The sequence below is a fragment of the Bradyrhizobium canariense genome (genome assembly GCF_019402665.1).
Taxonomy (GTDB): domain Bacteria; phylum Pseudomonadota; class Alphaproteobacteria; order Rhizobiales; family Xanthobacteraceae; genus Bradyrhizobium; species Bradyrhizobium canariense.
Map to the genome: position 1 here is coordinate 259572 of NZ_VSST01000020.1, position 24450 is coordinate 284021.

Genomic DNA, 24450 nt, shown 5'->3' on the forward strand with positions numbered 1-24450 from the left:
TGAACGTTGTGAAAGCGATCGAAAACTGCTATCGAGCCCTCGCTCGCGCGACTGGCGACCTTGGATGGAGCACCATCGGGAAGCGCGGGACTGAGAAGCCGCGCGCCTGGGCATAGACACTCCTTCAGACAGAGGATCTTGCTCATGACTGACCATCCCCGCCGCGTCACCCGCGCCCTTCTCTCCGTTTCCGACAAGACCGGCCTGATCGAATTCGCAAAGGCGCTTGCCGCGCACGATGTCGAACTGGTCTCGACCGGCGGCACCGCGAGGGCGATCGCCGCGGCCGGCCTTGAGGTGAAGGACGTTTCCGAGCTGACCGGCTTCCCCGAGATGATGGATGGCCGCGTCAAGACGCTGCATCCGAAGGTGCATGGCGGCCTGCTCGCGATCCGCGACAACAAGGACCATGCGGATGCGATGACGGCGCATGGCATCGCGCCGATCGATCTCCTCGTCGTCAATCTCTATCCGTTCGAGGCGACCGTCGACAAAGGCGCGGGCTTCGAGGATTGCATCGAGAACATCGATATCGGCGGCCCCGCGATGATCCGCGCCGCCGCGAAGAACCATGACGACGTCGCCGTCGTGGTCGAGGCGCAGGACTACCAGGCCGTTCTCGACGAGCTCGCCGCCAACAAAGGCGCAACCACGCTGAAGTTGCGCCGGCGCCTTGCTGCCAAGGCGTACGCGCGCACTGCTGCATATGACGCCGCGATCTCGAACTGGTTCAACCGCCAGCTCGAGATCGACGCGCCCGATTTCCGTGCCTTCGGCGGCCGGCTGATCCAGTCGCTGCGTTATGGCGAGAATCCGCACCAGACTGCGGCGTTCTATGCGACCCCCGACAAGCGGCCGGGCGTCTCGACCGCGCGGCAGCTCCAGGGCAAGGAGCTCTCGTACAACAACATCAACGACACCGATGCGGCCTATGAATGCATCGGCGAGTTCGACGCCAAGCGCACCGCGGCCTGCGTCATCGTCAAGCATGCCAATCCCTGCGGCGTCGCGGAGGGCTCCGACCTCGTCAGCGCCTACCGCAAGGCGCTGGCCTGCGATTCCACCTCGGCCTTCGGCGGCATCATCGCGATGAACCGCGCACTCGATGCCGACACCGCGCGCGAGATCACGAAAATCTTCACCGAGGTGATCATCGCGCCCGACGCAAGCGAGGAAGCGATCGCCATCATCGGCGCGCGCAAGAACCTTCGGCTTCTGCTCGCCGGCAGCCTGCCCGATCCGCGCGCGTCCGGCCTCACCGCCAAGACGGTGGCGGGCGGTCTCCTCGTGCAGAGTCGCGACAACGCCGTGGTCGACGACATGACCTTCAAGGTTGTCACGAAGCGCGCGCCCACTGATGCCGAGATGCGCGACCTGAAGTTTGCTTTCCGTGTCGCAAAACACGTCAAGTCCAACACCATCATCTACGCCAAGGATCTCGCCACCGTCGGCATCGGTGCCGGCCAGATGAGCCGGGTCGATTCAGCGCGGATCGCGGCACGCAAGGCCCAGGATGCGGCCGCCGAGCTGAAGCTCGCCGAGCCGCTCACCAAGGGCTCGGTGGTGGCGTCGGATGCGTTCTTCCCGTTCGCCGACGGCATGCTGGCCTGCATCGAAGCCGGCGCCACCGCCGTGGTGCAGCCCGGCGGCTCCATGCGCGACGACGAGGTCATCAAGGCTGCCGACGAGCATGGCATCGCCATGGTGTTCACGGGCACGCGCCACTTCAGGCATTGATTGAATGGCGGTAGCCCGGATGGAGCGAAAGCGAAATCCGGGTTCTCGCCTCACGGAGAGACCTTCCCGGATTGCGCTTCGCTCCATCCGGGCTACGAAGCTACTCCCGCACCCGCATCAACAGCGCCAGCCCCGCAACGAAGAACACCACCAGCACGGCCATGCCGGCCTTCTGGCTCGCCGTCACCGCGGTGATCACGCCGATCAGCAGCGGGCCGATGAAGGACGTCACTTTCCCAGTCAGCGCGAACAGACCGAAATATTGCGCGATGCGGTCCTTCGGTGCGAGACGGATCAGGAGCGTGCGCGAGGCCGCTTGCAGCGGACCGCCGGCTGCACCGATCAGGCAGCCCAGCACCAGATAAGCGCGCTCTGACGCAGCGGCGAACAATGCACCGCCGGGCGTGGGCGGCGCGACCTTGATGAAGAAGATCGAATCCTTGTCGACCAGCAGGATTGCCGCCAGCGCCAGCAGCAGGATCAGCATGCTGCCGGCGATCACGCGCTTCGGCCCGAAGCGATCGTCCAGCTTGCCGCCAAACCACGCGCCAAACGCGCCGGCGATCGCGAGCATGATGCCGAAGGTGCCGATCTGGATCGTGTGCCAGCCGAACGTGCCGGCAGCATAGATGCCGCCGAAGGCATTTAGCGACACCAGACCGTCGGTGTAGATCATGTTGGCGAGCAGAAACGCCGCAAGCGATTTCTGCTGCGGCAGACCTTTGATCGATTGCTTCAGCTCCGACAAGCCTTCGTGCAGCGCCTCGCGCACCGGGCGCTTCGCCGGATAGTCCGGCGTGAACAGGAACATCGGCGTCACGAAAATGATGAACCAAAGCCCGGTCAACGGTCCGGCGGCGCGGTCGCCTTGATGGCTGACGGGATCGAGCCCGAACAGAGGCGTGAGACCGAGCAGCGTGCGACCGGTCTCGGGATTCGCGGCGAGCAGGCCGAGCACGATGATCAGGCTGACGATGCCGCCGACATAGCCCGTCGCCCAGCCGGTGCCGGAAAGCCGGCCGATGCGCTCCGGCGGCACCAGCGTCGGCATCATCGCATTGTTGAAGAGGGTGGCGAATTCCGCGCCGACGCTGGCGAGCGCGACCGCGGTGAGCAGCGGCGGAATGATCGAGGGATCGCCGGGCTTCCCGATCCACAGCGTGCAGGATGCCAGCACCAGCACTGCGCCAAATCCCGCGATCCATGGCTTCCTCCGGCCTGAAGCATCGGCGATAGCCCCCAACACCGGCGACATCAGCGCGATCGCAAGGCCGGCGGCAGCCATCGCAAAGCCCCACAGCGATTGGCCGGCGGCGGGATTCGGCGCAATGGCAGTGGCGAAATAGGGCGCGAACACGAAGGTCGTGATCAGCGTGAAATAAGGCTGCGCAGCCCAGTCGAAGAAGATCCAGCTGAGGACGGCGCTGCGCGGCGGATAGGTCCGCTGCGCGCCGGCGATGCGCGCATCCGGGGCGATCGTCGTCACTCCATAATCCTCATCACGAACAGTTTTGCCTCTGTCTGGGCAAACCGTATAGCATTGCAGCGCTGCATGTGAACTGCCCATGGCCTTTGCGGAAGTTTGATGATGTCGTCTTTTTCGACACGGCGGACATTTTTCGCCTTCCTTGCCACTCTGGCGTTCGGACTTCCGGCCGCGACAGCGCAGGATGCGCGGCGGGCCTATGTACCGCCCGCGCTCGACACGGTGCATGCCGTTCCCGCTGAGCACGGCATGGTGGTGGCGCAGGAGAAAATCTCTGCGCTGGTCGGCGCCGACATCCTGCGGCGCGGCGGCAATGCCGTCGACGCCGCGGTCGCGACCGGCTTTGCGATGGCCGTGACCTATCCACGCGCCGGCAATATCGGCGGCGGCGGCTTCATGGTGATTCATTCCACTGAGCGCAACGAAGACATCACGATCGATTATCGCGAGACCGCGCCGGCTGCGACCACGCCCCAGATCTTCCTCGGTGCCGACGGCAAGCCCGATGCGGCGAAGTCGCGGGATTCCGCGCTCGGCGTCGGCGTGCCCGGCACTGTTGCGGGTCTTGCGCTGGCGCTGGAAAAATATGGCTCGGGCCGGTTCACGCTGGCGCAACTGCTCGAGCCCGCAATCGCGCTCGCCCGCGATGGCTTCCTCGTCGGCGACGACATCGCCGACACGCTGCCGGGCTGGCACAAGCGGCTGGTGCGCTGGCCCTCCTCGGCCAGGATCTTCTCGCGGCCCGATGGCACGCCACTCAGTGAAGGCGACCGGCTGGTGCAGAGCGACCTCGCCGAAACGCTGTCGGCTGTCGCCGCACAGGGCCCGCGCGGTTTCTATGAGGGGCCGGTCGCGGAGAAACTCGCCAAGGCCGTGGCCGACGCGGGCGGCATCATGACGCCGGCCGATTTGAAATCCTATCAGGCGGTGATCCGCGCCCCGGTGCGCGGCACCTATCGCGGCTATGACATCGTGTCGATGCCCTTGCCGTCGTCGGGCGGCGTGGTGCTGGTGGAGACGCTTAATATCCTCGAAGGTTTTCAGCTCGCCGATCTTAAACAGGGATCGCCGGCTTCGCTGCATCTGCTGATCGAGGCCATGAAGCGCGCTTATGCGGACCGGGCGCGCTATCTCGGCGATCCCGCCTTCGTCAACGCACCGATCGGGACGCTCACCGCCAAAGATTACGCCGCTAAACTGCGGGCAACCATCTCCGCCGATCGCGCCACGCCGTCGAAACAGCTCGTTTCCACCGCGACCTCACCGCACGAGGGCAGCAACACCACGCATTTTTCCGTCGTCAACGGCAGCGGCAACGCAGTCAGCAACACTTATACGCTGAACTTCAGTTACGGCGTCGGCCTCGTCGCCGACGGCACCGGCGTGCTGCTCAACAACGAGCTTGACGATTTCACAGCGGCGGTTGGCGCTTCCAATGCCTACGGCCTTGTCGGCTACGAGGCCAATTTGCCCGGGCCGGGCAAGCGGCCGCTGTCCTCGATGTCGCCGACCATCGTCCTGAAGGACGGCAAGCCGGTTCTGGTGACGGGCTCGCCCGGCGGCAGCCGCATCATCTCGACCGTGCTCCAGGTGATCGTCAACGTGCTCGATTACAAGATGGACGTGGCGGCCGCCGTGGCCGCACCGCGGCTGCACCACCAATGGCTGCCCGACGAGGTCCGGATCGAGAGCGGCTTTTCCGACAATGTGCTGCTCGAGCTGAAGGCGATGGATCATCTCATCGTCACGCCGATGGGGCAGACATCGGCGAATTCGATTGCGGTGACCGCCAACGGTCCGCTCGGCGCGCCCGATCCGCGTAGCCGGGGTGCGGAAGCAGCGGGGCAGTAACCCTGTCGTTGCATGGCGCGAAGGCCGGCGGCCGGCTTGCGCAGGCCGCCGCGCGTGCTACCACCGCGAGGCCAAAGAGGCCGCAAAAGAAAACACTGTCGGGAAACGCACATGACCACCGTTGATCCGAACCAGCGCATCGAACGCGCCGAGATCGAGGACACCAGCCTTCTTGCTTTCTATCGCGACATGAACGCGCCGGAGCGGCGGACGTTCTGGGCCTGCGCCGCGGGCTGGGCGCTCGACGGCATGGACTTCATGATCTATCCGCTGGTGATCGGCACCATCATCGCGCTATGGAAGGTCGATGCGGGATCGGCCGGCCTCGCCGGCACCGTGACGCTGCTGGCTTCCGCCATCGGCGGCTGGCTCGGCGGCTATCTCTCCGATCATATCGGCCGGGTCAGAACGCTCCAGATCACCATCATCTGGTTCTCGTTCTTCTCGCTGGTCTGCGCGGTCGTGCAGAATTTCAAACAGCTCCTGATCGCACGCGCGGTGCTGGGCCTCGGCTTCGGCGGAGAGTGGGCGGCGGGCGCCGTGCTGATGGGTGAAGCGATCCGGCCGCAATATCGCGGGCGAGCGGTCGGCTCGGTGCAGTCGGGCTGGGCCGTCGGCTGGGGCCTCGCGGTGCTGTCGCAGGCGATCCTGTTCTCGGCTTTGCCGGCGGAGACGGCGTGGCGCTGGATGTTCGTGGTCGGCGCGCTGCCGGCGCTGCTGGTGTTCTACATCCGCCGCTCCGTGACCGAGCCGGAGATCGCGGCTGAGGCCCGCGCCAAGCAGGCCGCGAGCGGCAATCGCCCGGCGCTCTGGGAAATCTTCTCCGGTCCAATCCTGAAGACCACGATCCTGGCGTCGCTGATGGCGACAGGCTGCCAGGGCGGCTATTACGCCGTCACCTTCTGGGTGCCGCAGTTCTTGACCAAGGAGCGGCATCTGTCGATCGTCGGCTCGACCGGCTATCTCTCGACGCTGATCATCGGCTCCTTCATTGGCTATCTCACCGGCGCCTGGCTCGCCGACCGGATCGGACGGCGCAATCTCTTTCTGACCTTCTCGATCGGCGCGATGGCGGTGGTGCTGCTTTACACGCAGCTGCCCCTCACCAACGAAATCCTGTGGGTGCTCGGCTTCCCGCTCGGCTTCTTCGCCTCGGGCTATTTCTCCGGCGTCGGCGCGTTCCTGACCGAGCTTTATCCAACGCGACTGCGCGGCTCGGGCCAAGGGTTCTGCTACAATTTCGGCCGCGGCATCGGCGCGCTGTTTCCGTTCCTGGTCGGAGCGCTGTCGGCGACGACGTCGCTTGCGAATGCGATCGCGATGTTCGCGGTGGTGGCTTACGCGCTGTTCTTCATCGCCGCTTTCGCGCTGCCGGAGACGCGCGGGCGCGTGCTGCACGCGGACTGATGAAGGCCAACTATCGTCCGACCTGATACGGCCCGCCCTTTTCGAGGGCGCGACTGTATGCCGGCCGCGCATGAATGCGCTCCAGGAACGCCATCGCCTTGGGATGGCCGAGCTCGAGCCCGCCGCGCGCCTGGGCTGCCTCGAGCGGAAAGCTCATCTGGATGTCGGCGGCGGTGAATTCGTTGCCGGCGAACCACTCGCTCTTGCCGAGCTCGCCTTCCCAATAATCCATGTGCTGCTTGATCTGCGGATTGACCAATGCGGTGAGCGCCTGGTTCGAGACCTTGCGCACCAGCGGGCGGAGCAACGCCGGCGCGCGCTTCGGCATCAGCGTGAACAGCAGCTTGAGCAGCAGCGGCTGCATCGCCGAGCCCTCCGCATAGTGCAGCCAATAGGTGAAGCGCAGCCGCTCGGGCGTGTTCGGCGGCGGGACCAGCCGGCCGTTGCCGTAGGTGGCGATGAGATATTCGATGATCGCGCCGGATTCAGCGATGGTGTTGCCGTTGTCGGTGATGACGGGCGACTTGCCGAGCGGATGGATGGCGCGCAGCTCCTTCGGCGCGCGCATGTCCGGCTGTCGCTGATAGCGCACGATCTCGTAGGGCACGCCCAACTCCTCGAGCAGCCACAGCACGCGCTGCGATCGGGAATTGTTGAGGTGATGAACGGTCAGCATCGCGTGGTCCCCGGGGCTAGGCATGGTCGATCGGCCGCGCGTTCGTGCCAGCCCGGGAACGCAATGTCGAGCCATCCGGTCGGATATTTTAACCCGGGTATATTGACCTTTGTAATTCACCCGGGTATTAAAGTCGCCACCGTGATCAATATGGCAATGATTCCAATGCAGAAGACTTTCACCGCTTTCCAAGGGCATCGCCGTCTGGTCTCCGGGCCGGCAGGAGAGGTCGCGCTGGTCGTCAAGCGGATGGCGGAGCGGCCGGACGAGCCCATCGTCATCTTCGAGGACGCCACGGGCCGAACGATCGACTTCGATCTGCGCGGCGGAGACCGCGAGGTGCTGGCGCGGCTGGCGAAGCTTGTCCCGTCCCCGGTTGAGGAGACGCCATCGCCGAGCGGGCCGCGCGGCCGCGGCCGGCCGAAGCTCGGCGTGGTCGCGCGCGAGGTGACGCTGCTGCCGCGGCACTGGGAGTGGCTCAGCGCGCAAGCAGGCGGCGCTTCGGTCGCGCTGCGGAAACTTGTCGAAGAGGCGCGGCGTGCCAGCGGCGACAAGGATCGCGCGCGGCAGGCGCGCGATGCGGCCTATCACTTCATGTCGACCATGGCCGGCAATCTGCCGCAGTTCGAGGAAGCTTCGCGCGCGCTGTTTGCGGATGACCGGCGGCGTTTCACCGGACTGATCGCAGATTGGCCCGCCGACATCCGCGACCACATCGTCAAGCTCGCCTACAGCGACCGCGCTTGAGCTTGAGGCGTTCGTACGCGCAACTCGCGCCCAACGTGTTCGCGCGCTCACAGTATTATGACCGTCATTAAACGGTGGACCTGTGGTGCGCGCCGCGCCACAATGGATGGCAATCCAGATCAAGAAGCCAGGTCAGGGAGGATGATTTTGACCCGCACAGCCCCGCAATTCCTATTCGATTTCGGCAGCCCGAACGCCTATCTCAGTCATCTCGCGATTCCGGCCATCGAGCAACGCATCGGCGTTAAATTCGAGTACGTGCCGATCCTGCTCGGCGGCATCTTCAAGTCGACCAACAACAAGTCCCCGGCCGAGACGCTTGCCGGCGTCAAGAACAAGCGGGAATTCCAGGCGGTCGAGACCGAGCGCTTCGTCAAGCGCTTCAAGGTGCAGCCCTATGTCTGGAATCCCTTCTTCCCCGTCAACACGCTGAACCTGATGCGCGCGGCGATCGCGGCGCAGCTCGAAGGCGTGTTCGAAACATACGTTGAGGCCGCCTTCCATCACATGTGGCGCGAGCCGAAGAAGATGGACGATCCGGAAATCGCGGCCAAGGCGCTGGCGTCCTCCGGCCTCGACGCGCAAAAGCTGTTCACCCGCGCGGCGGAACCGGAGGTGAAGGGCAGATTGATCAAGAACACCGAGGAGGCTGTTGCACGCGGCGCGTTCGGCTCGCCGACCTTCTTTGTCGGCGACGAGATGTTCTTCGGCAAGGAACAGTTGCGCGAGGTCGAGGAGATGGTCTCGGGGAAGTGATTTTCGTATGATGGACAGATCGAGCCATCATCTCTGATGTCGTCCTGGCGAAAGCCAGGACCCATAACCACCGAAGGCTGTGGCTGTGACGAGCTGGGGCTCCAGCTTGCCCGACAATATACAGTCGGGGTAATGGGTCCTGGCTTTCGCCAGGACGACAGCAAGAAACAACAAGGACAATCCCATGCGTATCCTCGTGGTCGGCGCTGGCGCCATCGGCGGCTATTTTGGTGGCAGGCTGTTGCAGGCGGGCCGCGACGTCACCTTCCTGGTCCGGCCGCGGCGCGCCAGCGAGCTCGCGAGCGCCGGCCTCGTCATCAAGAGCCCGAACGGCGACGTGACCTTGAAAAATCCGCCGACCGTTCAGGCCGACGCGCTCAAGGACAAGTTCGACGTCGTGCTGCTCAGCTGCAAGGCCTTCGACCTCGATGACGCCATCAAGTCGTTCGCGGCAGCAGTCGGGCCGAATACCGCGATCATCCCGATGCTCAACGGCATGAAGCATCTCGACATCCTCGACGGCAAGTTCGGCAAGGAGCGCGTGCTCGGTGGCCTCTGCGCCATCGCCGCGACGCTCGACGAAAAGCGTGAGGTGGTGCAGCTGCAGCCGATGCAGTCGATCAATTACGGCGAGCGCGATGGCAAGCTGTCGGATCGGGTCAAGGCGATCGACGAGGCCTTCAAGAGCGGCATCGTTGGGGCCACCGCCAGCCAGAACATCATGCAGGACATGTGGGAGAAGTGGGTGTTCCTGTCCTCGCTGGCTGCGTCCACCAGCCTGATGCGCACCTCGGTCGGCAACATCCTCGCCGCTCCCGGCGGCAGGGATTTCCTGCTTGGCATGCTGGACGAGACCAGCGCGATCGCCGCCGCGTCGGGCTACACGCCGGGCGGGCCGTTCTTCGAGCGCGTGAAGGGCAACCTCACCACCGAGGGTTCGCCGATGACGGCCTCGATGTTCCGCGACGTCAAGGCCGGCCTGCCGGTCGAGGCCGATCACGTCATCGGCGACCTCATCGAGCGTGCCGATGCCGCCAAGGTGCCGGTGCCGAAGCTGCGCATCGCGTACACGCATTTGAAGGCGTATGAGAAGCAGCGGGCGGGCTGACCGCAGCTTCCGCTATTTGAAATACGCGAGATAGTGCGAGACGGCGGTGATTTCCTCATCGCTCATGTGATAGGCGACATCGGCCATCGCGGCGCCGCCACCGCCGACGCGCTGGCTGCTCTTGTAGTCGTGCAGCGCCTTGACCAGGTATTCCTCGCGCTGGCCCGCCAACCGCGCGACGGCCTTGGTGCCGGCAAAGCTATCGGTATGGCATGAGGCGCAGCGGCGGCCGGCGGCAACTTGCGCGCCCTTTTTCGACAGGTCCGGATCCTTGTCCTCCGCCGCTGTCGGCGGCGTCAGCGCGGCGAAATAGGCGCCGAGATTGCGGACGTCCTCGTTGGTGATCTCCTCGGCGATCGGCTGCATCTGATCGTTCTTGCGCGAGCCGGCGCGGAAGAACACCAGCTGCCATTGCAGGAATTGATCGGGCTGGCCAGCGAGCGAAGGGATGTTCTCGGTCTGCGAGATGCCGTTCTCGCCGTGACAGCCGGCGCAGACGGCGGCCTTCTCCTTGATCGCAGCATTGTCGGCGGCGCTTGCGGAGAGAGAACCGAGCGCGAGAAGCGCAACCGCGCTGATTGCGTGCGAGATGAACTGCCGGCGCATGATTGGGATTCCGATCTATCGAACGCGCCATTCCGGGCGAAGAAGCGCGAGCTATGATGCGCAATGGCGCATCTGAGAATTCCATAACCCGCGTTCGTGGCCAAGGGTTCCGGGCTTGCGCGCAAGGGGCGCGCAATCAGAAACGACGGCGTGCGAAATTGAAATGAGAAAGGCTGCGGCGCCGCTCGGCACCGCAGCCTCGTGTCATCTTGCGCTACTTCTTGCTGTAGCTGATGCGGTAGATCGCGCCGGCCCAATCGTCGGCGACGAGGATCGAGCCATCCTTGGCGAGGATGATGTCGTCGGGACGGCCGAGATAGCCCTGGTCGCCCTCGATCCAGCCGGAGGCGAACACCTCCTGCTTGGCGTTCTTGCCGTCGGGCCCGACGATCACGCGCATGATGCGGCCGCCCTGGTACTTGTGACGATTCCAGGAGCCGTGCTCGGCGATCAGGATGTTGTTCTTGTACTCGGCCGGGAATTGGTCGCCGGTATAGAACTTCATGCCGAGCGGAGCGACGTGAGCACCGAGGTTCAGCACCGGCGGCGTGAACTCGGAGCATTTGTGGCCCATCGCGAACTTGGTATCCGGCAGGTCACCCTGGTGGCAGTAGGGATAGCCGAAGTGCTCGCCGATCTTGCTGATCATGTTCAGCTTGTCCGAGGGCAGATCGTCGCTGATCCAGTCGCGGGCATTCTCGGTGAACCAGAACTTACCGGTGCGCGGATCGACGTCGCCGCCGACCGAGTTGCGAACGCCGAGCGCGTAGATTTCCGCATTGCCGGTCTTGGGATCGACGCGGCGGATCTGCGAGACGCTGGTCGGGGGCACGCCGATGTTGAAGGGCGGTCCGAACGGAATGTAGAACCAGCCTTCCTTGTCGACCGCGATGTACTTCCAGCCATGCGCGGCATAGGACGGCATGTCGTCATAGACGACCTTGCCCTCGCCGGGATTGTCGAGCTTGTTTTCGATGTCGTCGTAGCGGATCAGCTTGTCGACCGCGATGACGTAGAGCGCACCGTCCTTGACGGCCAGACCCGTGGGCATGTTCAGCCCCTTGAGGATGGTCTTGACCTCTTTCTTTCCGTTGTTGTCCTTGATCGCGTAGACGTTGCCGAGGCCGAACGAGCCGACGAACAGCGTGCCCTTGTCACCCCAGGCCATCTGCCGCGCGGCCAGCACGCCGGAGGCGTAGACCTCCATCTTGAAGCCAGCCGGCAGCTTGACCTTCTTGACGATATTGGCGAGTTCGGCGTCGGAGGCGCCGGTCGGCGGCCCCGACGGCGGCGCCAGGCCCTTCTGCGCCTCGGTCTCGTCGCCGAGGAACCAGTCGTCCGGCGGATGGGTCCAGAACTCCTTGGTGCCGGATTCGTATTTCTTCAGCGGCTTGTTCTTGTCCTGCTGCTGCGCGTGACCGACGCTTGTCCCCGCGAGAAGGGCAACCGCTGCAAGCGCCAGGATGGATTGAAAGACGGATCGATGGAATTTCATCGCGTCACTCCCCTAAGGCAGCCGTCAGGGCTGCACATTTATTTTATTTTGCTGTCGAGAGGCGAAGTTCGGACTCTGTCGAGAGGACAGACGCAGAAAGGTTAGCACATCTGCGAGCGGTGAGAAGCGCGCCGCGTGCGATGCGATAGCGCTCAGTAAAAATTGAGACGGAAAGTCAATGATGGCGAACGCCGCGACAACAACGCTCTCGCTGCAGCGCGGAATCAAGATCACGCGCGGCTAATTTACAGGCAGCAGGAGGTTCGGAACAAAAAAACGCGAAAACAACCCCATGCACAGTAGAACGGCTCCGGCCATCTTGCTGCCGGTGATTCCGGGTAGACATCTGACGAGTCGAGCGAATTAGCAAAGGTGGCGGCTACGGGGCGACGGGGTAGGGACCATCGTCGAAAATCGTCTCATGATAGCCTTTCGATCCGATATCGCGCGCCAGCGTGCTGCGAAAATCGCGATCATCGCGAAGACAGCTCAGGACATGCGCGAAGTCGAATTCGGGTCGCCAGCCGAGCTCGTGCCGCGCGCGCTCGTTGACATAGACGCGATCGATCGCGGGGAACAGGCGCCAGCCGCGCGCCGCGTAGAGCTCCGGACAATCCGGATAGAGCTCGCGCACCACACCGGCCGCGTCGCGCGCCAGCGCAGTCAGGTGGCGCTGCTCGAACGGGCTTGTGGCCGACAGGATGTAGCGGGCAAATCCGATGTTCGGCGCGCGCTCGACTGCGAGCAGATGGGCGCTCACCGCGTCCGCGATATCCAGCCGGCGATAGAGCAGCTCGTTGGCCTGCGCGTTCTCCGGCGCGTAAGCCGACCGCATCGCCGGATCGTCATCGTCTTCCGGAAAGAAGCGCGAGGTCCTCAAGACCACGACAGGCAGGCCGCGCTCGCGACAGAACAGCTCGCAAAGGGTCTCGGCCATCAGCTTGGTCGTGCCGTAGATGTTCTTCGGGATCGGCGGCAGGTCCTCGGTGACCCACACCGCGGCCTGTCCCGCCTCGGAGCGGAGCTGCGAGCCGAACGCGCTGGTGGTGCTGGTGAAGACAAAACTGCGCACGCCGGCCGCCACAGCCGCTTCAAGCAGATTGAGCGTGCCGGTGACGTTGGTGTCGATGAAGGCTTGCTTGCTGTGGGTCGCCACATGCGGCTTGTGCAGCGTCGCGGTGTGGATCACCGCGGTGACGCCGTCCATCTGGCGCCGCGCGAAATCGGAATCGACGATCGAGCCGACAGCGTCGGTGAAGGGCGATGGCTTCAGGTCGATCCCACGCACAGACGAACCGCGCCCGCGGAGCGTGCGGAGAAGGCCCTCGCCGAGATGGCCCGCGCTGCCTGTGACCAGGATTGTCATTCGTTACCCAATACAGCCGCCAGCGGCGTGGAAAACCACGTGCCCGTCCGGTCCGGCTGGATGCTTTGGGAAAAATTGGAGCGGGCGAAGGGGCTCGAACCCTCGACCCCGACCTTGGCAAGGTCGTGCTCTACCACTGAGCTACACCCGCATCCTGTGTCGGTCGCATGACTGCGCCGGCAACGGCTGTCGTATGCCAAAAGCGGGAGGGGAATGCAACAGCTACCGGCGGCATAGATGCGCAATCGGAGGCCCGGTATCAACCCGAACGCGGCCAAATGACCCAAAAAGGCCCCGGAACCGTCGAATCGGCACGCACGGATTGAAATTCGGCCGTCCCGGCCCAATTTAGGGCCAACAGCGAAGCATATGAATTGGCGACGTGCTAAAGACCCGCCAATTCCAGACATCAGACGAGGGGATCCCGTGACGATCATCGACCAGGGTAACGGAGCAGCGGGCCCGGCTGCCGCCGATCTGATCAAGGACACGACCACCCAGACCTTCGTGAAGGACGTCATCGAGGAATCGAAGCGCCAGCCGGTGCTGATCGACTTCTGGGCGGAGTGGTGCGGCCCCTGCAAGCAGCTCACGCCCTTGCTGGAAAAAGCGGTCAAGGCCGCCAAGGGCAAGGTCAAGCTGGTCAAGATGAACATCGACCAGCACCCGGCGATCCCGGGCCAGATGGGCATCCAGTCGATTCCGGCGGTGATCGCCTTCGTCAACGGCCAGCCGGCCGACGGCTTCATGGGTGCGGTCCCGGAGAGCCAGCTCAACGCCTTCATCGAGAAGCTGACCAAGGGCGTGACCGCGCCGGGTGAGCCGAATATCGCGGAAATCCTCCAGGAAGCCGAGGCCGTGCTCGCCGAGGGCGATGCCGCCGCGGCCGCGCAGATCTACGCGGAAGTGCTGCAGCTCGAATCGACCAACATCGCAGCCCTGGCCGGGCTCGCGAAATGCTACGCCGTCTCCGGTGCGATGGAGCAGGCCAAGCAGACGCTCGCCATGGTGCCGGAATCCAAGCGCAACGACCCGGCCGTGAAAGCCGTGCAGACCGCGATCGATTTGGCCGAGCAGGCGGAGCAGCTCGGGCCTGTCGCCGAGCTGGAACAGAAAGTCGCCGCAAACCCGCTCGATCATCAGGCCCGATTCGACCTCGCGATCGCGCTCAACGCCCAAGGCAACCGGGCAGCTGCCACCGAGCAGCTGCTCGCGATCGTCAAGCGCGACCGCAAATGGAACGACGACGGCGCCCGCAAGCAGCTGGTGCAGTTCTTCGAGGCCTGGGGCGGCACGGACGATGCAACCGTCGAGGGACGCAAGCGCTTGTCGATCATCCTGTTTTCCTGACGCGCGCTGGCAAGGCCAGGGGACCCGGCAGATGCCGATCAACATCGAATATCGCGGGCCCGCCGACCTTCCGGAGATCCTTCCGGTGTTTCCGTTGCCGGGCGCGCTGCTGCTGCCGCGCGGGCAGATGCCGCTCAACATCTTCGAGCCGCGCTACCTCGCGATGATCGACGATGCCTTCCGCGATGGCCATCGCCTGATCGGCATGATCCAGCCCGACATCGCGCATTCGCCCAAGAATTCCGACAAGCCGGCGCTGTTCCGCGTCGGTTGTGTCGGCCGCATCACCCAACTCGCGGAATCTGGCGACGGCCGCTACATCCTCGAGCTCACCGGTGTCTCGCGCTTCAAAGTGCTCGAGGAGCTCGAAGTGCTCACCGCCTACCGGCAGTGCAAGGTGGATTTCTTCGCCTTCGTCGACGATTTCACGCCGCGCATGGGCGAGGAGGAGGTCGATCGCGAAGCACTGCTGACGGTGCTGGCGGACTTTCTGAAGGCCAACAATCTCAAGGTCGACTGGGAGGGCGTCGAGACCGCTCCCAACGAGGCGCTCGTCAACGCGCTGGCGATGATGTCGCCCTATGGTGTGGCCGAGAAGCAAGCGATGCTGGAAGCGCCCGACCTGAAGACCCGCGCCGAGATCCTGATCGCGGTGACCGAGATGGACCTCGCCAAAAAACGCACCTCAGGCGATCCGCCGCTGCAGTGACGGCCTGAACGCTCACGCAGCGCAGACGGCTGCTCCGGCATCTCGCAGCAGCATTTTCGCGATGCTGGATGCAGGCATCGGCCGGCTGAAATAGTAGCCTTGCGTTTCGGCGCAGCCGTCTTCACGCAGGATGTCCAGCTGCTCCCTCGTTTCGACGCCTTCGGCGGTCGTGGTCTTGCTCAAGCTGACTGCGAAACGAACCACTGCTCGCGCGAGATGTTGCGCCTCTGCCCTCGCGCTGGTCAGTTCGCTGACGAAGCTGCGGTCGATTTTGATCTTGTCGAACGGGAATCTTTGCAGAAAGCTCAGAGAAGAATAGCCGGTGCCGAAATCGTCCAGGGCGATTCGCACACGGAGTTGGCGCAGCTGACCGAGGGCCTCGAATACAGCTTCGCTGTCATGCATGATCGCTGTCTCCGTAACTTCGAGCTCGAGCCTGTGCGGCGCCACACCCGAACTCGCCAGCGCGCTGACAACGACCGGCACAAGCTCCTTGCTCCTGAATTGAGCGGGAGACAGGTTGATCGCGATGCTGAGATCGACAGGCCATTTTGCGGCTTCCGCACAGGCCGTCCTCAGGACCCATTCCCCCAGCGGCACGATCAGGCCGGTCTCTTCCGCAAGCGGGATGAATTCGCCCGGCATGACCAGACCTCGCTGCGGGTGATGCCAGCGCAGCAGGGCCTCGAAGCCCCTGGTCTTACCGGTCGCGGCGTCGATGAATGGCTGGTAATAGAGCTCGAATTGACCGCCGGCAAGCGCATCGCGCAAGTCGCGCTCCAGATTCCGTCGCGCATGCATGATCTCGTCGAGTTCCGGCTCGAAGAAACGGAATGCGCCACGTCCACCATTCTTGGCCGAGTAGAGGGCGAGATCGGCGCTCTTCATGATCGCGTCGGGATCATTGCCGTCACGCGGCGCGATGGCAATGCCGATGCTGGTGCCTACGGTGACCCGGTGATCGCCGAGGTCGAAGGGTTTGCAAAGCGCCTTTCTGATGTTCTCGGCGAGGGTCGCGGCCTCCACGGCCGGGCTGGTCACGTAGTCGATCACCGCGAACTCGTCCCCGCCCAGTCGGGCGATCAACGCCGTTTCCGTGGTGCATTCGCGCAAACGCGCCGCGACGGCGCGCAGCAGGGAATCGCCCGCCGGATGTCCAAGCGTGTCATTGACTTCCTTGAAGCGATCGAGGTCAAGCATGAGCACGGCAAGATCAAGACCACCATTGCGCGTAACTGCAATGGCATGCTCCATCCGCTCTCTGAGCAGCACCCGATTTGGCAGGTCGGTCAACGCATCGTGTTGCGCCATATGGGTGATTTTGGCCTCGGACCGGCGTTGCTCCGTAACATCAAGATGCGTGGCCACCCATCCGCCGCCGGGCATCGGCTGTCGCGTCACGCAGATCAACCGACCATCCGCAAACTCGTCGATCCTGCTCGAGACTGTGTCGAACGGCAACGCAGCCAGTCTCGAGATGTATTGCCCGGCAGCGCCCTCGCTCGTATCGCCCTTGAGGATGCCGTTCACAACGCGGTGCTTGATGATGTCGACGTGCGGCGTCCCCGTCTTCAGCAGTTCCGGCGGCAGCCGATAGAGCAGGGCATAGCGCTCGTTGCAGACGACGAGCCGCTTCTCCGTGTCAAACATGCAAAGGCCCTCGACCATGTTGTTGATGGCCGTGTCGAGCCTGATCTTCTGGTCCTGGATTTCCTTTTGCGAATCTTCCACCTGTTGCCTGGCAAACGAAAGCTGAGTGATAACTTCCTCGAATCGGCTGGTTCTGGTCGCAAGCCGGCGATCCGCCAGCACGCCCACAAAACTCATCCCGAGCACCGACAGGGCCACGCCCGCGATTGCCACGGCGAGGAAGCCGGGAGAAAGCGACAGGGTGTCGCTTGCCAGCGTCGGGTCTGGAACGATCTGTACCGCCCCCATAGCTGTGAAATGATGCGACACGATGGCGAGCGTCAGCAGCAGCGCCGCAGCGAAGGTCCCCCACCTGTCCTTGCGACCCAGGGCGACCGCAAGTGCGGCGTAGCCTAGGACCATGCCGAGGGCGATCGAGATGAGCACCAGCTCCGGCGACCAGGTCACGCGACCAGGCACTTCGAGGGCCGACATGCCCAGATAGTGCATGCTCGCAATACCGCCGCCGATGATGCCGCCACCGGCAGCCGCGCGCCAGCGGCCGGGGCTGCCGACGGCAACGCCAAAACCTGCCGACGTCAGGATCATCGCTGCGGCGAGCGACAAAGCTGTCAGCGTGATGGCGTAACCGGTCGAGACGCCGGGCTCGTAGGCAAGCATTGCCACAAAATGCGTTGCCCAGATTCCATAACCGATGGCGGCGCCGGCGATCGCAATCCAGATCAGTCGCGTCCAGGCGCGCGATGCGTTCGCTCGATGAAAGATGCTGACGGCTACAATGCTTGCGGCGAAGCAAACCAGACCGGCGAGCATGACAAGCCGCCAATCGTGCTCTGCCGTGAGGCAGGTAAAAACGCGGAACATCGAAATCGCCTCCCTCGTCAATAAGCTCGACGATTGATCCGATTGGCTTTGGTCACGTTAATTTCTTGCAATGCCCGGTTGCATGCCTATCGGGAGGTAAACCCAACCTCGACAATGGCGCCGTTTGGCGGTAGCCGGTGCGGGCGAAGGACTTAATTCTCGTGGAACCACGGGTTTAGGCGGGCCCAAGGCTCCATCCGCTTGAATTAACCCGGTGCTGCTTAGAGGTGCCCGCGGATTCGTTTGCGGCCGGTGATCATCGCGCGGATCAGGTTCTCGCGCTGGAGACGCCCCATCAACAGCACGCCCAGGACGTGCAGCACGACCAGGACGATGACCGCGTCGGATGAATAGTGGTGGGTGTCCTCGATCCACCAGACGCCGAAGAAAGTGACGGTCACCGACATCGCGCCTGATATCGTCGAGACCGCGAGCGAGACCAGCAGCGCCACCAGCATCAACGTGCCGGCGGGATTGAGCCCGATATAGCGGCCGGTGATGCCGCGGCGCAGATTCCAGAGATAGCGTGGCGCGGCCCGAAGCCTGATGCCGACCATGCGGAAGCGCGAATAGCGGCTTCCCCAAAGACCCCAGACCAGACGGAACGCAAGAAGCCCGAGCACGGTATAGCCGATGATGCGGTGAAGTCCGTCATAGACGGTGGGCGTGAACCACGCGGCCAGGACGCAAGCCGCGAGCGCCCAGTGCCAGAGCCGCAACGGGAGGTCCCAGACCGCGACTGTCCGCGAAGCGGCTCGATCCGCGGGGGTCCGGTTGGACCCCCCGCGTACTTGCGGTACCGTTTCATCGATCAAGCGAGGACCACCCTCAGGCATGACTTTGCGCAGACCATTTGCGCGCAGACCATCTCGCGCGGTCTACTTCGCAATCGTGTGCTTCAGGCTGAGATCTTCGGGGCTGTAGAACAGCTCGTAAAGCTTGCCTTCCTTGACGCCGTAAACCTCGTAGCACGAGCCTTCGATCTTTGAGCGCCGCACCTCGTAGCCGAGCGTCTTGGCCTTGGCTTCGGCTTCGCTCGCCGGCTTCCACGACGCCTTGTCGAGCTTGGTGCAGTCCTTGAAACCATCGGCCAAGGCTGCCGATCCCATGCCAATCCCGATCGTCAATGCAACGGCAGCAACACGAATAACCTTCACGAACGTCTCCTCTTCTGTCGTGGGCGCTACGCCTGAGGCGAAGCGGGACCGAAGGAAGCAAAGCACATGATGAAGTCAATGCGGTTCAGAAGCAGTTGGCTTTAGAGTTATTCTAACGATCCGAAAAAGCTCAGCGCTCTCCGTATGCAGCGCGTGTTTACAGCGACACTGCGGCCTTACGTCTCACGGTTTGATGGCAAGCAGATCGGGCGCGCCGCTCAGTAGCCGGCAACCGCCATCGCGACGACGGCACTTAGCGCCATCCATCCAAAATGCCGGCCGCGCGTGGCCCATGCGTTGGCGAAAGCAGCGAAGCCGAACACGCCGGCCATGGTGACGACGATCCAGTGGCGCGCCGGCTCCGATTGCATCCAGGGCGCCGCGATCAGGAGCGCACCTCCGCCGATCCAGGCGACGGTCGAGGCCTGCCACACCAGGCGGATCAGGGTGCGGAGCCGTTCCGGCTCTATGCGGGCGCGGGCAAAGACCTTGGTCTCGCCGAGAATGCCGTGAATGAGGGCCACGGCAATGGTCACGACCCCGGCGCACTGGAGCAAGAGATCACGCATCGTCAAAGCTCCCTGCAAATTTCGTCCATACAGTTGTGTATGGTGAGATAGGCGCTGGCCTGCCGGCTGTCAATACACTAGTGTATGGTTTGCATCCGGAATCCGACATGGCAGAACAGCTGAACGCCGACGACTGGATCAAACGGGGCCTGAAGGCGCTAGCGAGAGACGGCTTCACCGCGCTGAAGGCCGATCCGCTGGCGAAAGCCATGGGGGTCTCGCGCGGCAGCTTCTATTGGCATTTCGCCGATCTCGGCGCGTTCCATGCTGCACTTTTGAAGCGCTGGCGCGAGATCGCGGCCGAGCAGATCATCGCCGATGTCGAGGCGGACAGCGGCGAGCCGCTGAAAGCGCTGCTGCGCAGGACTTTTGGCGCGCGGCTCGACCTCGAGCGCGCGGTGCGGAACTGGGCGGCTTTCGATGCGGCGGCACAAACGGCGGTGCGTGCCATCGACCGGCGCAGGCTCGACTATATCGAAGAGCTGCTGAGGAAGCGCGGGTTCGAGGCGGCGACAGCGCGAGCCCGCGCGCAAATCCTGTACTGGACTTTTCTCGGCTTCGCCCTGTCGGGCCCGCCATCGCCGGCCGCGCGGCTCGAGGGCCTGCTCGACGAGATTCTGCGGATGGTTTCGGCTTGAGCGACGCGATGGGCTGCTACGATTTTTTATGCTAGAGGCAACCGACCGCCGGAGACCCCCATGAACGCGCCTACCGAACGCCCCGAAGCCAGCGTCGATCCCAAATTGCTGGAGATTTTGGTCTGCCCGCTGACCAAGGGCCCGCTGGAGTTCGATTCTGCAAAGCAGGAGCTGATCTCGCGCAGCGCCAAGCTCGCCTATCCGATCCGCGACGGCATTCCGATCATGCTGCCGGAAGAGGCTCGCAAGATCGATTGAGAGACTTGTGGCCCGTTGGTCGTTTGGCGCGATGACCGCGCCACACCCCAGGTGTCGTCCTGGCCTAGTGCGCAATTGCGCACGGGGGCCGGGACCCATAACCACCGAATTGGGTTGTTGCGCGAGCTGGTCACTCCGAGTCTTCGCAAAACTATTGCTGCGGCGTATGGGTCCCGGATCTGTGCGCGCTTGAGGCGCGCTTGTCCGGGACGACAGGAAAAAACTACAGCGCCTCGCCCTTCAGCAACCGCGGTATCTCACCGGTCAGACCCGCGGCCTGGCGGATGAACAGGTTCTTCAGCGGCGGGGCGCGGTCGACGAGGCCGAGGCCGATGTCGCGCACCGTGCGCAACAGCGTCGACTGGTTGGAGAACAGGAAGTTCAGCGAGTTGGTGGCAACGCCCATGGCCATCGTGTCGAAGCGGCGCCAGCGCTGGTAACGTTCGAGCACGTCGGCGGCGCCGATATCAATGCCGAGCCGCGCGGCATCGACCACGACCTCGGCCAGTGCGGCGACGTCCTTCAGTCCCATGTTGAGACCCTGGCCCGCGATGGGGTGGATGACGTGGGCGGAATCGCCGACAAGCGCGAGGCGCTGGGCAATGAAGGAGCGTGCGACGAAATAGGACAGCGGAAACGCGCGCGGCTTGTCGAGCGCCTTCACCTCGCCGAGATGCAGGCCGAAGCGCTGCTCGAGCTCGCCGTGAAATTCCTCATCGCTCAACGCAATGATACGCGCGGCTTCGCTGCGGCGCTCGGTCCAGACCAGCGAGGAGCGCTTGCCCGAAAGCGGCAGGATCGCGAACGGGCCCGCCGGCAGAAAATGCTCTTCGGCGCGGCCTTCATGATCGCGATCATGGCCGACGGTGACGACGATGCCGGATTGATCGTATTCCCAGCCATGGGTGGCGATGCCGGCGCGCTCGCGCAGTTTCGACTTCGCGCCGTCGGCCGCAACCAGGAGGCTCGCCGCAATGACGCTGCCGTCGCCGAGCGTCACATCGATGCCCTCGGCTCGCGCGTCGTAAGACGACACGGTGGTCGCGCGGAGATCAATGCCCTCGGCCTCGGCGCGGACCACCAGCGCATCGATCAGGCGGCGGTTCTCGACCATATGCGCGAAGGGCTCGCCCGGCGCGACATCGCCGGCAAAGTTGAGGAACGCCGGACGGGTGGCGTCTTCCAGCTTGGAATCGGTGACGACCATGTCGAGGATGGGCTGCGCCTCGCCCTTGACGTCATCCCAGGCGCCGATCGCCTCGAACAGGCGGCGGCAGGCGGCCACGATCGCAGTCGCGCGCGGGTCCCGGCTCGGACGTGTGGAGAGCGCGGGGTCGGCGACGATGACGGGGATCTCGGGGCCGAGTCCCTGGCGCAACGCCACAGCCAGCGCCAGGCCCGCAAACGCGCCGCCACCGATGACAATGCTACCCTGTACCGACATATCCAATTCCCGGCTAAATCCTGGCCTTGCTAGCAGACTTGAGGTGGGCGAAACAGTGCGGTGAAACAAGGGCGGAAAGCCCCCATTGTGTCATTCCGGAGCAGCGAAGCCGGGGCGGCAAGGCGAAAGCTGAATTCCATGTCCAAGAGCCTGATCGACCTCATCTCGATCCTCGACCTCGAACAGCTCGAGGTGAATCTGTTCCGCGGCAACAGTCCGAAGACCAGCTGGCAACGGGTGTTCGGCGGCCAGGTGATCGGGCAGGCGATGGTTGCAGCGTGCCGCACCGTAGAGGGCAGGCTGCCGCATTCGCTGCATTGCTATTTCGTCCTGCCGGGCGATCCGCAGATCCCGATCATCTACCAGGTCGAGCGCCTGCGCGACGGCAAGAGCTACTCGACGCGACGCGTCACCGCGATTCAGCACGGCAACGCGATCTTCTCGATCATGGTGTCGTTCCATGCCGAGGAAGAGAGCGCGTTCGATCACCAGGACAAGATGCCCGACGTGCCGCGGCCGGAAAAGCTGACGGCGGAGGAGGTCGCGAAGCAGCCGATGTTCAAGGAGATGCCGGAGTTCATCCGCCGCTACTATGAATCCGACCGTCCGATCGAGCTGCGCCCGGTCGAGCTCGGCCGCTATTTCGGCCAAAAGATCGAGGACGGCCGCATCCATGTCTGGATCAAGACCGCGGCAACGCTGCCGGACGATCCGGCGCTGCACATGTGCGCGCTGGCCTACGCGTCCGACTTCTCGCTGCTCGACGCGATCATGGCGCGCTACGGCCGCACCCTGTTCGACAAGCGCATGATGCCGGCGAGCCTCGACCACGCGATGTGGTTTCACCGGCCGTTCCGCGCCGACGAATGGCTGCTCTACGCACAGGATTCGCCAAGCGCCCGAAGCGGCCGCGGCTTGACCCGCGGCTCGATCTTCAAGCCCGACGGCACGCTGGTGGCCTCCGTCGCGCAAGAAGGCTCGGTGCGCGAACGGAAAGCCTGAGAGGCATAAGCACGATCGATCGCGCTTATGCCTCTCGAGATCAGGTCCGGAGCGATCCTCGCGGAGCCAGGACGGTCTCCGACGCGAACCAGTTCATGATCCAGCGATACACCCACGGGATCGGGATGATGAAGCCGCAAAGGAATGCAGCCACGATGCCCCGCCAGAGAATCCCGAGACCGCTGCCGTTGAAGACGATCTCGCGCCGCGTGCCTTCGATGCTGCGGCAGAACCAGCGCATTTGAGCCGCGGCGACCCAGGCCCAGCCGATGATGGTGATGATGGAGATCGCAAACAGCAGGCTCCAGCCGACATAGGCCCAGACCGTGCCGGTGAAGCTCAGGCCGAGCGGCTGCCCGTTGGAGGCGAGGTTCGCGACCATCCATTTGATCAGGAGCCAGTAGAGAACGATCTGGGCGATGAACAGCAAATTGCTCAGCAAGGGGACGCCGATCAACCCGATCACGATCGCCAGAACGATGAAGCCGAAATACCAGGGCACCAGCGCCATCGCATTGCCGGTGAAGCTGAGATTGGGCCGTCCGGGGACCTTCACGCAGGACACGATCCATTTCGTGTACCAGACGAACACCCACGGCACCGGGATGATGAAGCACATGCCGATCAGCATCACGATGCTGCGCCAGGTGAACTCGAGGATGCCGAAATCGACCGCCAGCGATCCTCCGCCGCCACCGCCGCCGTAGCCTCCGGAGCCCATCATCGGCGGGCCGCCAGCCGGCATCATCGGAGGCGCACCGCCGCCGCTGATCAGGCCAGGGATTTCGGCCGCCTTCTGCCAGCCGGCCATGCCCTCCGACCACACCAGCGTATCGGGGCGCACGACTCCCTGGGCGACGAGGTCGCGGAATTGCCCTTCCTGGTAGGGCCCCTGCTGCTTGCCCTCGGATGCGTAGAACCAACTCGCCATGAAGCGTCCCCCCTCAAACATAGTTTTGTACCGGCCGCGACGCTTGGGTTCATCGCATCCATGCCAAAAACGCATTGTGGAGGATGAACGGCTGCCCTGTACAGAGGCGGCCGTTCACATAGCCCAACGATTTTCCGCTTCAATCTGCAACTTTTTTATGCCATTTGCCCGGAAAGATGCCAGATTGACGCAGCGCCGGGGACATACGGCGCGGCGCATCCCGGGGAATAGGCCTGACCATGAAACTCGTCGTCGCGATCATCAAACCCTTCAAGCTCGATGAAGTCCGCCAGGCGCTGACGGCGATCGGCGTCCACGGCATGACCGTGACCGAAGTGAAGGGCTACGGCCGCCAAAAGGGCCACACCGAGATCTATCGCGGCGCCGAATATGTCGTGAATTTCCTGCCGAAGCTGCGGATCGAGATCGCGGTTGCCTCCGATATCGCCGAGAAGGCCGTCGCCGTCATCACCGCGACCGCACGCACCGGCCAGATCGGTGACGGCAAGATCTTCGTCACGCCGATCGATCACGCGACCCGCATTCGCACCGGCGAGACCGACAGCGACGCGCTCTAGATTCTTGTTTTGACGCGTTTTCCGTACGCGAACCGGTATCCACTTCGCTCGAAAACGCTCTTCTT

The 24450-nt window shown here is 63.9% G+C and carries 23 protein-coding genes, 1 tRNA gene and 1 riboswitch; of the genes, 12 read left to right on the forward strand and 12 right to left on the reverse strand.

Annotated elements, in window-relative coordinates; genetic code table 11:
- Positions 1-37 precede the first annotated feature (37 nt).
- A riboswitch (ZMP/ZTP riboswitch) is annotated at positions 38-119 on the forward strand.
- Positions 120-144: 25 nt separating this feature from the next.
- Positions 145-1737 carry a bifunctional phosphoribosylaminoimidazolecarboxamide formyltransferase/IMP cyclohydrolase gene (gene purH, locus FXB41_RS11965; protein WP_219681873.1) on the forward strand — a complete coding sequence of 531 codons (1593 nt, stop codon included), beginning with the start codon at positions 145-147 and terminating at the stop codon, positions 1735-1737.
- 100 nt (positions 1738-1837) lie between these two features.
- On the opposite strand, the gene FXB41_RS11970 is transcribed toward purH, so the two are convergent.
- Positions 1838-3223 (reverse strand): MFS transporter, encoded by a 1386-nt coding sequence (locus tag FXB41_RS11970; RefSeq protein WP_219681874.1) that lies wholly within the window; start codon positions 3221-3223, stop codon positions 1838-1840.
- A 99-nt stretch (positions 3224-3322) separates the two neighbouring features.
- On the opposite strand from FXB41_RS11970, the gene ggt reads away from it, so the two are divergent.
- Positions 3323-5074: a gamma-glutamyltransferase gene (gene ggt, locus FXB41_RS11975; protein ID WP_219681875.1), complete on the forward strand. Its 1752-nt coding sequence runs from the start codon at positions 3323-3325 to the stop codon at positions 5072-5074.
- A 111-nt stretch (positions 5075-5185) separates the two neighbouring features.
- A complete protein-coding gene (locus FXB41_RS11980) occupies positions 5186-6481 on the forward strand; it encodes an MFS transporter (protein ID WP_219681876.1) in 1296 nt (431 codons plus the stop codon).
- Between the two features lie 10 nt (positions 6482-6491).
- Here FXB41_RS11980 and FXB41_RS11985 read toward each other — a convergent pair whose 3' ends face one another.
- Complete coding sequence (locus tag FXB41_RS11985) at positions 6492-7157, reverse strand: glutathione S-transferase family protein (RefSeq protein ID WP_007598666.1); 666 nt, start codon at positions 7155-7157, stop codon at positions 6492-6494.
- 150 nt (positions 7158-7307) lie between these two features.
- Here FXB41_RS11985 and FXB41_RS11990 point away from each other — a divergent pair, with 150 nt between their 5' ends.
- The 3 genes from FXB41_RS11990 to panE all read left to right on the forward strand — a co-directional run bounded on the left by FXB41_RS11990 (position 7308) and on the right by panE (position 9768).
- Complete coding sequence (locus FXB41_RS11990) at positions 7308-7904, forward strand: DUF2239 family protein (protein ID WP_219681877.1); 597 nt, start codon at positions 7308-7310, stop codon at positions 7902-7904.
- Positions 7905-8045: 141 nt separating this feature from the next.
- Positions 8046-8660 carry a 2-hydroxychromene-2-carboxylate isomerase gene (locus FXB41_RS11995; RefSeq protein WP_007598664.1) on the forward strand — a complete coding sequence of 205 codons (615 nt, stop codon included), beginning with the start codon at positions 8046-8048 and terminating at the stop codon, positions 8658-8660.
- Positions 8661-8844: 184 nt separating this feature from the next.
- On the forward strand, positions 8845-9768 hold the full coding sequence (gene panE, locus FXB41_RS12000; RefSeq protein ID WP_007598663.1) for a 2-dehydropantoate 2-reductase: 924 nt from the start codon (positions 8845-8847) through the stop codon (positions 9766-9768).
- Positions 9769-9780: 12 nt separating this feature from the next.
- Here the strand turns inward: panE and FXB41_RS12005 are convergent, their stop codons facing one another.
- From FXB41_RS12005 to FXB41_RS12020, 4 genes are all read right to left on the reverse strand, one after another.
- Positions 9781-10374, reverse strand: coding sequence for a c-type cytochrome (locus tag FXB41_RS12005; protein WP_007598662.1), 594 nt, complete (start codon positions 10372-10374; stop codon positions 9781-9783).
- 214 nt (positions 10375-10588) lie between these two features.
- A complete protein-coding gene (locus tag FXB41_RS12010; protein WP_007598661.1) occupies positions 10589-11869 on the reverse strand; it encodes a PQQ-dependent sugar dehydrogenase in 1281 nt (426 codons plus the stop codon).
- Between the two features lie 379 nt (positions 11870-12248).
- Positions 12249-13235: an NAD-dependent epimerase/dehydratase family protein gene (locus tag FXB41_RS12015; RefSeq protein ID WP_219681878.1), complete on the reverse strand. Its 987-nt coding sequence runs from the start codon at positions 13233-13235 to the stop codon at positions 12249-12251.
- Positions 13236-13311: 76 nt separating this feature from the next.
- Positions 13312-13386 (reverse strand) — tRNA-Gly (locus FXB41_RS12020).
- Positions 13387-13661: 275 nt separating this feature from the next.
- On the opposite strand from FXB41_RS12020, the gene trxA reads away from it, so the two are divergent.
- Positions 13662-14585, forward strand: a complete 924-nt coding sequence (gene trxA, locus FXB41_RS12025) for a thioredoxin (protein ID WP_007598659.1) — start codon at positions 13662-13664, stop codon at positions 14583-14585.
- A 31-nt stretch (positions 14586-14616) separates the two neighbouring features.
- The gene (locus tag FXB41_RS12030) at positions 14617-15294 is read left to right on the forward strand and encodes an LON peptidase substrate-binding domain-containing protein (protein ID WP_007598658.1); all 678 of its coding nucleotides are present in this window, start codon (positions 14617-14619) and stop codon (positions 15292-15294) included.
- A 12-nt stretch (positions 15295-15306) separates the two neighbouring features.
- Here FXB41_RS12030 and FXB41_RS12035 read toward each other — a convergent pair whose 3' ends face one another.
- The 4 genes from FXB41_RS12035 to FXB41_RS12050 form a co-directional block, all read right to left on the reverse strand.
- On the reverse strand, positions 15307-17808 hold the full coding sequence (locus FXB41_RS12035; RefSeq protein ID WP_219681879.1) for an EAL domain-containing protein: 2502 nt from the start codon (positions 17806-17808) through the stop codon (positions 15307-15309).
- Positions 17809-18029: 221 nt separating this feature from the next.
- On the reverse strand, positions 18030-18644 hold the full coding sequence (locus FXB41_RS12040; protein ID WP_376707491.1) for a cytochrome b/b6 domain-containing protein: 615 nt from the start codon (positions 18642-18644) through the stop codon (positions 18030-18032).
- 42 nt (positions 18645-18686) lie between these two features.
- On the reverse strand, positions 18687-18965 hold the full coding sequence (locus FXB41_RS12045; protein ID WP_219681881.1) for a PepSY domain-containing protein: 279 nt from the start codon (positions 18963-18965) through the stop codon (positions 18687-18689).
- A 218-nt stretch (positions 18966-19183) separates the two neighbouring features.
- Positions 19184-19534, reverse strand: a complete 351-nt coding sequence (locus FXB41_RS12050) for a hypothetical protein (RefSeq protein ID WP_007598653.1) — start codon at positions 19532-19534, stop codon at positions 19184-19186.
- Between the two features lie 107 nt (positions 19535-19641).
- On the opposite strand from FXB41_RS12050, the gene FXB41_RS12055 reads away from it, so the two are divergent.
- Both FXB41_RS12055 and FXB41_RS12060 read left to right on the forward strand, forming a co-directional pair.
- Positions 19642-20172, forward strand: coding sequence for a TetR/AcrR family transcriptional regulator (locus tag FXB41_RS12055; RefSeq protein WP_219681882.1), 531 nt, complete (start codon positions 19642-19644; stop codon positions 20170-20172).
- Positions 20173-20232: 60 nt separating this feature from the next.
- Positions 20233-20430: a Trm112 family protein gene (locus tag FXB41_RS12060; protein WP_007598651.1), complete on the forward strand. Its 198-nt coding sequence runs from the start codon at positions 20233-20235 to the stop codon at positions 20428-20430.
- Positions 20431-20653: 223 nt separating this feature from the next.
- On the opposite strand, the gene FXB41_RS12065 is transcribed toward FXB41_RS12060, so the two are convergent.
- Positions 20654-21874 (reverse strand): ubiquinone biosynthesis hydroxylase, encoded by a 1221-nt coding sequence (locus tag FXB41_RS12065; protein ID WP_219681883.1) that lies wholly within the window; start codon positions 21872-21874, stop codon positions 20654-20656.
- Between the two features lie 138 nt (positions 21875-22012).
- Between FXB41_RS12065 and tesB the strand changes: the two genes are divergently transcribed.
- Entirely contained in the window at positions 22013-22876 is an 864-nt protein-coding gene (gene tesB / locus FXB41_RS12070) for an acyl-CoA thioesterase II (protein ID WP_219681884.1), read from the forward strand.
- A gap of 40 nt (positions 22877-22916) precedes the next feature.
- Here the strand turns inward: tesB and FXB41_RS12075 are convergent, their stop codons facing one another.
- A complete protein-coding gene (locus FXB41_RS12075; protein WP_007598648.1) occupies positions 22917-23807 on the reverse strand; it encodes a DUF4339 domain-containing protein in 891 nt (296 codons plus the stop codon).
- Positions 23808-24046: 239 nt separating this feature from the next.
- Here FXB41_RS12075 and FXB41_RS12080 point away from each other — a divergent pair, with 239 nt between their 5' ends.
- Positions 24047-24385, forward strand: a complete 339-nt coding sequence (locus FXB41_RS12080) for a P-II family nitrogen regulator (RefSeq protein ID WP_007598647.1) — start codon at positions 24047-24049, stop codon at positions 24383-24385.
- Positions 24386-24450: the final 65 nt, after the last annotated feature.